The sequence below is a fragment of the Hydrogenophaga sp. FW305-3-2-15-A-LB1 genome, assembly GCF_058787875.1.
Genome location: NZ_JBYTAE010000043.1, coordinates 40,294 through 48,321 on the forward strand (window position 1 = coordinate 40,294; position 8,028 = coordinate 48,321).

7 protein-coding genes are annotated in these 8,028 nt (G+C 69.2%); 1 reads left to right on the top strand and 6 read right to left on the bottom strand.

Translation table 11 applies throughout. The features are described from left to right. Positions 1–12 precede the first annotated feature (12 nt). The 4 genes from AC3WPZ_RS14705 to AC3WPZ_RS14720 all read right to left on the bottom strand — a co-directional run bounded on the left by AC3WPZ_RS14705 (position 13) and on the right by AC3WPZ_RS14720 (position 5,006). On the bottom strand, positions 13–1,125 hold the full coding sequence (locus tag AC3WPZ_RS14705) for an acyl-CoA dehydrogenase family protein (RefSeq protein WP_444688125.1): 1,113 nt from the start codon (positions 1,123–1,125) through the stop codon (positions 13–15). Between the two features lie 85 nt (positions 1,126–1,210). Beyond that, entirely contained in the window at positions 1,211–2,068 is an 858-nt protein-coding gene (locus tag AC3WPZ_RS14710; RefSeq protein ID WP_382153964.1) for an enoyl-CoA hydratase family protein, read from the bottom strand. Next, positions 2,065–2,565: a MarR family winged helix-turn-helix transcriptional regulator gene (locus AC3WPZ_RS14715; protein ID WP_382322030.1), complete on the bottom strand. Its 501-nt coding sequence runs from the start codon at positions 2,563–2,565 to the stop codon at positions 2,065–2,067. Before AC3WPZ_RS14715 ends, AC3WPZ_RS14710 begins: the two co-directional genes overlap by 4 nt. Beyond that, positions 2,562–5,006: a bifunctional salicylyl-CoA 5-hydroxylase/oxidoreductase gene (locus tag AC3WPZ_RS14720; protein ID WP_382322029.1), complete on the bottom strand. Its 2,445-nt coding sequence runs from the start codon at positions 5,004–5,006 to the stop codon at positions 2,562–2,564. The genes AC3WPZ_RS14715 and AC3WPZ_RS14720 overlap by 4 nt, the downstream gene beginning before the upstream one ends. A 183-nt stretch (positions 5,007–5,189) precedes the next feature. On the opposite strand from AC3WPZ_RS14720, the gene AC3WPZ_RS14725 reads away from it, so the two are divergent. After that, positions 5,190–5,519 (top strand): DUF1840 domain-containing protein, encoded by a 330-nt coding sequence (locus tag AC3WPZ_RS14725; RefSeq protein ID WP_382322027.1) that lies wholly within the window; start codon positions 5,190–5,192, stop codon positions 5,517–5,519. Positions 5,520–5,677: 158 nt separating this feature from the next. On the opposite strand, the gene AC3WPZ_RS14730 is transcribed toward AC3WPZ_RS14725, so the two are convergent. After that, on the bottom strand, positions 5,678–6,694 hold the full coding sequence (locus AC3WPZ_RS14730; protein ID WP_492440260.1) for a Bug family tripartite tricarboxylate transporter substrate binding protein: 1,017 nt from the start codon (positions 6,692–6,694) through the stop codon (positions 5,678–5,680). Positions 6,695–6,777: 83 nt separating this feature from the next. After that, positions 6,778–7,764, bottom strand: coding sequence for a tripartite tricarboxylate transporter substrate-binding protein (locus AC3WPZ_RS14735; protein ID WP_382322024.1), 987 nt, complete (start codon positions 7,762–7,764; stop codon positions 6,778–6,780). Positions 7,765–8,028 lie beyond the last annotated feature (264 nt).

Genomic DNA, 8,028 nt, shown 5'->3' on the forward strand with positions numbered 1-8,028 from the left:
CGGCGGGGGTGCTCATTTCAATGCGGCCTTGCCGAGGATCAACAGTTGAACCTCGCTCGCACCCTCGTAGATGCGCAGCGAACGGATGTCGCGGTACAGGCTCTCGACCTTCTGGCCCACCTGCACGCCGCGCCCGCCGAACATCTGCAGCGCCATGTCGATCACGCGCTGCGCGTTTTCGGTGGCGGTGAGCTTGGCGGTGGCCGCGGCCGTGGTGTAGGCCGGCGTGCCCGCGCCCTGCGTGGCGCTGCAGTCGCGCTGCCAGGCGGCGCGGTAGGTGAGCACGGCGGCGGCGTCGATGAGCGCGCTCATCTCGCCGAGCCGGGCCTGCGTGAGCTGGAAGTCGGCCAGGGTCTGGCCGAACATCTTGCGCTGCTTGGCGTGCGCGACGCTTTCGGCGAAGGCGCGCCGCGCCATGCCCAGCGCGGCGGCGGCGACCGAGGCGCGGAAGATGTCCAGCGTCTGCATGGCGAGCTTGAAGCCGCCGTGCAGCGGCCCGACCATGGCGTCGGGGCCGACGGCGCAGCCGCTGAAGCGCAGCGTGGCCAGCGGGTGCGGGGCCATCACGTGGAGGTGTTCGCTGCTGTCCAGGCCGGGTTGCCGGGCGTCGACGATGAAGGCGCTGATGCCGCGCGCGCCGGCCTCGGGGTCGGTCTTGGCGAAGACGACGTAGAAGTCGGCCAGGTCGCCGTTGCTGATCCAGGTCTTGCTGCCGTCGAGCGCCCAGCCGCCCGCCGCCTGCGTGGCGCGCGTGGCCATGGCGGCCACGTCGGAGCCGGCGTCGGGCTCGCTGAGCGCGAAGGCGGCGATCTTCTGGCCGCTGGCGACCGCGCTCAGGTAGCGCGCCTTCTGGGCCGGGGTGCCGGCGAGCGTGATGGCGCCGCTGCCCAGGCCCTGCATGGCGAAGGCGAAGTCGGCCAGCGGCGAGTGGAAGGCCAGGGTTTCGCGCAGGATCACCAGCGAGCGCGAGTCCAGCGAGGGCAGGGCGCCGCCGTGGGCCCCGGGCACGCAGTAGCGCAGCCAGCCGTCCTGGCCCAGGCGCGCCACCCAGTCGCGGCAGGCGGCGCGGTCGTCGGTTTCATCGACACCCTGCAGCGCGGCCCAGTCGGCCAGGCGCGGCGCCATCTCGCGGTGGTGGGCGTCGAAGAAAGGCAGTTCCCACTGCGCTTGGGGTGGGCGCAGGCCGTGCGGGTGTTCGAAGGCGACCACGTCAATCTCCTTCGAAGACCGGGCGCTGCTTGGCCGCGAAGGCCTCGTAGGCGCGGCGGAAGTCCTGCGTCTGCATGCAGATGGCCTGGGCCTGGGCCTCGGCTTCGATCGCCTGGTCCAGCGTCATGGCCCACTCCTGGTGCAGCATGGTCTTGGTCATGCCGTGCGCGAAGGTGGGGCCTTGCGCGAGTTGCGCGGCGAGCTTGTGCGCGGCGGGCAGCAGGGCGGCGCTGTCGTGCAGCGCGTTGAAGAAACCCCAGGCGTGGCCTTCGGTGGCGCTCATGGCGCGGCCGGTGAACAGCAGCTCGCTGGCGCGGCCTTGGCCGATCATGCGCGGCAGCAGCGCGCAGGCGCCCATGTCGGCGCCCGCGAGGCCCACGCGGGTGAACAGGAAGGCGGTGTTCGTCTGCGGCGTGCCCAGGCGCAGGTCGGAGGCCAGCGCCATCATCGCGCCGGCACCGGCGCACACGCCGTCGATCGCGGCCACGATGGGCTGCGGGCAGGCGCGCATGGCGCTCACCAGCGCGCCGGTCATGCGCGTGAAGGCCAGCAGCTCGGGCATGCTCATCTTCGTGAGCGGGCCGATGATCTCGTGCACGTCGCCGCCCGAGCAGAAGTTGTCGCCCGCGCCGGTGAGCACCACGGCGCGCACGTCGGTGGCCTTCTGCAGGCCGAGGAACCAGTCGCGCAGCTCGGCGTAGGAGTCGAAGGTCAGCGGGTTCTTGCGCTCGGGCCGGTTGAGCGTGACGGTGGCCACGCCGTCGTCGCCCACGCGGAGCGCGAAGTGGGTGGGGGCGGGCGTGGCCTTGGGGCCGTACTGGCCGCGCATCGGGTTGTGGTCGGGGATGGGGTGTTTCATTCTTCGTCGATCCGCTGGTTGAGTTCGAGCTGGTGCTGTTTCACTTTGCCCAGCAGCTTGTGCAGGCTGTCGAGGTCGCGCGGGCTCAGGCCTTCGAACGCCTCGACGATCCAGCTCTCGTGCTGCTGGGCCATCTCGACGAAGCTGGCGCGGCCGTGCGGCGTGAGGCGCACGCGGAAGGCGCGCCGGTCGCCGTCCACGCCCATGCGCTCCACCAGGCCTTCGTTGACGAGCTGGTCGGTGATGCCGGTGACGTTGCCGCCGGTGACCATGAGCCGGTGCGAGAGCTCCTTCATCTTCAGCCCGTCGGGGTGGCGTTCGAGCTGGGCCATGAGGTCGAAGCGCGGCAGCGTGGTGTCGAACTGCTCGCGCAGGCCGGCGCGCACGCGCTTCTCGATCAGTTGCGAGCAGGTCAGCAGCCGCAGCCACAGGCGCAGCTCGTGCGCGTGTTCGCTGTGGGCGCGGGCTTCGAGGTCGAGCGGTGAAGGAGGGGTCATGGTGTAGGGGCGTTGAGGGCTTGCTGGCGGGCGATCTCGCGGTAGAGCTGGTCGCGCCCGCTCTCGTAGGGGCGCGGCCATTCGATGGCGCGGGTCTGCAGCTTGGCGGCTTCGTGCAGCGTCCAGGCCGGGTCGGCCAGGTGCGGGCGCGCCACGGCGCAGAGGTCGGCGCGGCCGGCCGCGATGATGCTGTTGGCGTGGTCGGCTTCGGTGATCGCGCCCACCGCCATGGTGAGGATGCCGGCCTCGTTGCGCACGCGGTCGGCGAACGGCGTCTGGTACATGCGGCCGTACACCGGCTTGGCCGTGCGCGTGGTCTGGCCCGAGGACACGTCGATCAGGTCGCAGCCGGCGGCCTTGAAGAGGCGCGCGATCTCGACCGCGTCGTCGGGCGTGTTGCCGCCCGGCGCCCAGTCGTGCGCGGAGATGCGTACGCTGAACGGCTTGTCGGCCGGCCATGCCGCGCGCATGGCGGTGAACACCTCCAGCGGGTAGCGGCAGCGGTTGGCGAGCGAGCCGCCGTAGTCGTCGGTGCGCTGGTTGGTGAGGGGGGTGATGAAGCTGGACAGCAGGTAACCGTGGGCCGCGTGCAGTTCCAACCAGTCGAAGCCGGCCTCGGCCGCGCGCTGGGTGGAAGCGACGAAGGCCGCCGTCATGGCGTCCATGTCGGCGCGCGTCATGGCGCGCGGCACCTGGTTCTGTTCGCCATACGGCACGGCGCTGGCCGAGAGCAGCGGCCAGTTGCCGCTGGGCAGGGGCTCGTCGATCTGCTCCCAGCCGAGCTGGGTCGAGCCCTTGGCGCCGCTGTGGCCCAGTTGCAGGCCGATCTTGGCGCTGCTGTGGCCGTGCACGAAATCGACGATGCGTTTCAGGCCGGCCTGCTGCGCCTCGTTCCACAGGCCCGGGCAGCCGGGGGTGATGCGGCCTTCGGGCGTGGGGCTGGTCATCTCCACCATCACCAGCGCGGCGCCGCCCATGGCGCGAGCGCCCAGGTGCACCAGGTGGTAGTCGCCCACCACGCCGTCGACCGCGCTGTACTGCGCCATCGGCGAGACCACGATGCGGTTCTTCAGCGTGACGCCGCGCACCGTGAGCGGCAGCAGCATGGGCGGCGTGGGGTGTTTCTTCACCGGCACGCCGGGTTGGGCCTGGGTCTGCAGCCAGGCCTCATAGCCTTCAAGCCATTTCGCGTCGCGCAGGCGCAGGTTCTCGTGGCTGATGCGCTGGCTGCGCGTGAGCAGCGAGTAGGCGAACTGCTCGACCTCCATGCCCGTGTAGCGGTCCACGTTCTCGAACCACTCGGTGGAGTTGCGCGCGGCGTTCTGGATCTTGAGCACCTCCACGCTGCGGCGCGCCTCGTAGCCTTGCAGCACCTCGGCCACGTCGGCATTCGCGTGGCGCGAGAACTCGTCGGCCAGGTCGATCGCGTCTTCCAGCGCGAGCTTGGTGCCGCTGCCGATGGAGAAATGCGCGGTGTGCGCGGCGTCGCCCATGAGCACGATGGGGGTCTTGCGGCCGCCGTGATCCGGCGCCGGGCCGCCCCAAGCCGGATCAGCCCCCTCGGGGGGCAGCGACCCGCGCAGCGGTGGAGCGTGGGGGCGAGCAATCTCTTGCCAGTGCACCCAGGTGTGGCAGATCACGCGCGGGAAGCGGATCCAGATCGCCGAGCCGCGCAGGTGCGAGGCGTTGCTGATGAGGGCGTGGCCGTCGAGGTAGGGGGCGAACAGCTTCTCGCAGAAGGCCACGCCGTCTTCCTGGCTCATCTGGTCGATGCCGTGCGCCTTCCAGACTTCCTCGGGCGTTTCCACGATGAAGGTGGAGGTCTCGCCGTCGAATTTGTAGGCGTGCGCCTGGAACCAGCCGTGTTCGGTCTGCACGAAGGCGAAGGTGAAGGCGTCGAAGGTCTTCTTGGTGCCGAGCCAGACGAAGCGGCATTGCCGGGTGTCGATGTCGGGCTGGAAGGTGTCGGCGTAGCGCGTGCGGATGCGGCTGTTGAGGCCGTCGCTGGCGATCACCAGGTCGGCCTCGTATTGCGCCGCGAGCGCCTGGTCGTCGGTCACGTCGGTCTCGAACACCAGGTTCACGCCCAGCGCCAGGCAACGCTCCTGCAGGATGTTGAGCAGCTTCTTGCGGCCGATGCCGCAGAAGCCGTGGCCGCCGGACCGCACGCGGCCGCCCTTGAAGAAGACCTCGATGTCGTCCCAGTGGTTGAAGGCCTCACCGATCAGCGCGGCCGATTCGGGGTCGGCCTCGCGCAGGTTGCCCAGGGTCTGGTCCGACAGCACCACGCCCCAGCCGAAGGTGTCGAACGGCCGGTTGCGCTCGACCACCGTGACGGTGAGCGAGGGGTCGCGCCGCTTCATGAGCAGAGCGAAGTACAGGCCCGCCGGGCCGCCACCGATGCACAGGATGCGCCGAAGCGCTGGAACGGATGTTTTCATGCCTAATTAGTTTAGGTTTAAAATATACAACTCCAATCGGGTAAACCCGTAGCCCATTCGGCTGCGGCGACGCCCCGGGCCATGCGTCCTACATCCGTCGGGACGTCCTTCCTACAAATCCGCTGGTTTTCCATGGCGTGTAGGTGCAAGAATGGCCTTACCTCACCACCCCCGGAGGCACTCATGTCTGTGTATCGATTCAAGTCCCGCGAAACGGGCGACCTCGTCATGCTGCAGCAGCACGGCCAACGCATGCTGGAGATCCTGGGCAAGCGTCTGTCGGGCCCGGGCATCATCCAGCCCGGCGAAATGGACGCGGCCGTGCAGAAGATCCGGGCCGCCGTGGCGGCGGACGACGCGGCCCGTCAGAAGCAGAAAGAGAAAGCGGAAGCGGAAGGCCAACACGACGACGCGCAGGTCGACCCGGTGAGCCTGCGCATGCGCGCCGCACCTTTCATCGAGATGCTGGAGCGCTGCGAGAAGGCGAACGTCGAGATCGTCTGGGGAGTGTGAGGAGAAACACCCCCCTGCGCCGCTGCGCGGCTTCCCCCCTCCGTGGCGCGCCTTCGGCGCTTCGAGGGGGACGGCATCTCGGGCCGGCGCAGCCGGACCCTTGATGCCTCTGGAGGGTGCACTTCTTTCGTTGCGGGCCGCGCCGCTGCGCGGGTTCTTCAGTCCACGCGGGCGCCGGAGGCCTTGACCACGGCGGCCCACTTGGTGGTCTCGGCGTCGATCAGGCGCGCGAACTCGGCCGGTGTGTTGCCGCTGGGGATGGCGCCCTGGGCCACCAGGCGCTCTTTCACCGCCGGCAGGTTCAGGGCCTTGGCGGTCTCCTGCTGCAGCCGGTTCACCACCTCGGTCGGCGTGCCGGTGGGCGCGAGCAGGCCGAACCACGAGCTGGCTTCGAACCCGGGCAGGTTGCCGGCCTCGGCCACCGTGGGCACGTCGGGCAGGGCCGATGAGCGCACCGCGCTGGTCACCGCGAAGGCCTTGAGGTTGCCGGCCTGGATGTGCGGCATCGCCGAGGGCAGGTTGTCGAACATCACGTCGATCGAGCCCGCCAGCAGATCGGTCAGCGCCGGTCCGGAGCCACGGTAGGGAATGTGCGTCATGAAGATGCCGGTGCGCGACTTGAACAGCTCGCCCGCCAGGTGGATGGAGGTGCCGTTGCCGCTGGAGGCCATGTTCAGCCGGCCGGGGTGTGCCTTGGCGTACTTCACGAAGTCGGCCACGCTGGTGATGCCCAGGGCCTGCGCCCGCTTGGTGCCCATCACCATCACGTTGGGCACGCCGGCCACCAGGGTGATGGGCGCGAAGTCCTTCTGCGGGTCGTAGGGCAGCTTGTCGTAGAGCGACTTGTTGATGCCGTGCGTGCCCACCGTGCCCATGAGCAGGGTGTAGCCGTCGCCCGGCGACTTGGCGACCACCTCGGCGCCGATGTTGCCGCCGGCGCCGGCGCGGTTTTCCACCACGAAGGACTGCCCCAGGGTCTTGCTCAGCTCGGGCGCCAGCACGCGGGCCAGGATGTCGGTGGTGCCACCGGGCGCGAACGGCACGACGATGCGCACCGGTTTGCTCGGCCAGGCGGCCTGCGCCCAGCCAAGGCCTGGCAGGCCCAGGGTGGCGGTGGCGGCGGCCAGGGTCCGCAGGTGGTGGCGGCGCGAGGCGGAAAACGGCTTGTCGTCCATGCGATGTCTCCTTGGGTGGCAAAAAGAAAAGCCGCCCGAGGGCGGCTTGCATGGAGCCGCCCTTTCGGGCGTGCGGCACGAAATCAGTCGGCGTACTGGCCGGCGCCGTCGATGGCGGCCTTGAGCTTGGCGATTTCGCTGGCCACGAAGGCCTTGTGGCCGGCCGGCGTGACGCGGTTGTCGGTCACCACGATGGCGCCCAGGTCGATCTGGCTCTTGATGAAGGCCGGGTCCTTCAGGGCCACCTGCAGGGCTTCGTTGAGCTTCTTGGTCACATCGGGCGGCGTGCCCTTGGGGGCGTACAGGCCGTGCCAGATGGTCAGGTTGAAGTCCTTGAGGCCCATTTCCTGCAGCGAGGGGTAGTCCTTGAGCAGCTTGTGGTTGTCCAGGCGCTTGGCGGTGGTGACCGCGAAGGCCTTCACGCGGCCGGCTTCGATCTGCGAGGTGGTGTTGGTGGTCTGGTCGCACATCACATCGACGTTGCCGCCGATGAGGTCGTTCATGGCCGGCGCGGTGCCGCCATAGGGGATGGTGGTCAGCGACTTGTCGAGCTTCATGGCGGACTGCCACATCAGGCCGCAGATGTGCGACGCGGAACCCAGGCCGGCGTGGGCCAGGTTGAGCTTGCCGCCGTTGGCGCGGATGTAGGCCTCGAAGTCGCGGTAGGTGTTGGCGTTGAGCTTGTTGCTGCCCAGCAGGGTCATGGGCACGTCGTTGATCGCGCCCAGGTACTCGAAGTCTTCGAGCGGCTTGAAGGTCTGCTTGCGGTACAGGCTGGTGGTGGCGGCCATGCCGATGTGCCAGACCAGCAGGGTGTAGCCGTCCGGCGCGGCCCGGGCCACCTTGGTGGCACCGATGGTGCCGCCGGCGCCGGCGGCGTTTTCCACCACGATGTTGGCGCCGCCCAGGGGCTTGCGCATGGCTTCGGCGAGGCGGCGTGCCACCAGGTCCGTCGGGCCGCCCGCGGCGAAGGGCACCACGAAGGAGATGGGCTTGTTGGGGAAGCCCTGCGCGAAGGCGCCTGACGAAATGCTTGCAGCCAAGGCCGCCAGGGCGAGGATCTTCTTCATACGATGCTCCTTGAGAGGTTGATTACCGGGCGATCGTAGCCCCGCCATCCCTTGTCCGTATCGCGGAAATTACTTAGCTCCGGGCCGGGGAAAACCCTCGTTGGCGCACTTTTGGCGTCAGTTTGGCGTCAGTTCCGCGATGGTTGCGGGGCTTTTCCTACTGGTAGCTGCGCGCGTCCTCGATCACCTTGCCGTCGTTGGGCAGGGAGCCCGGCTGGACGAGCTCGACCTGGGCGCGCAGCTTGGTGACCTCGCGCACGGCGG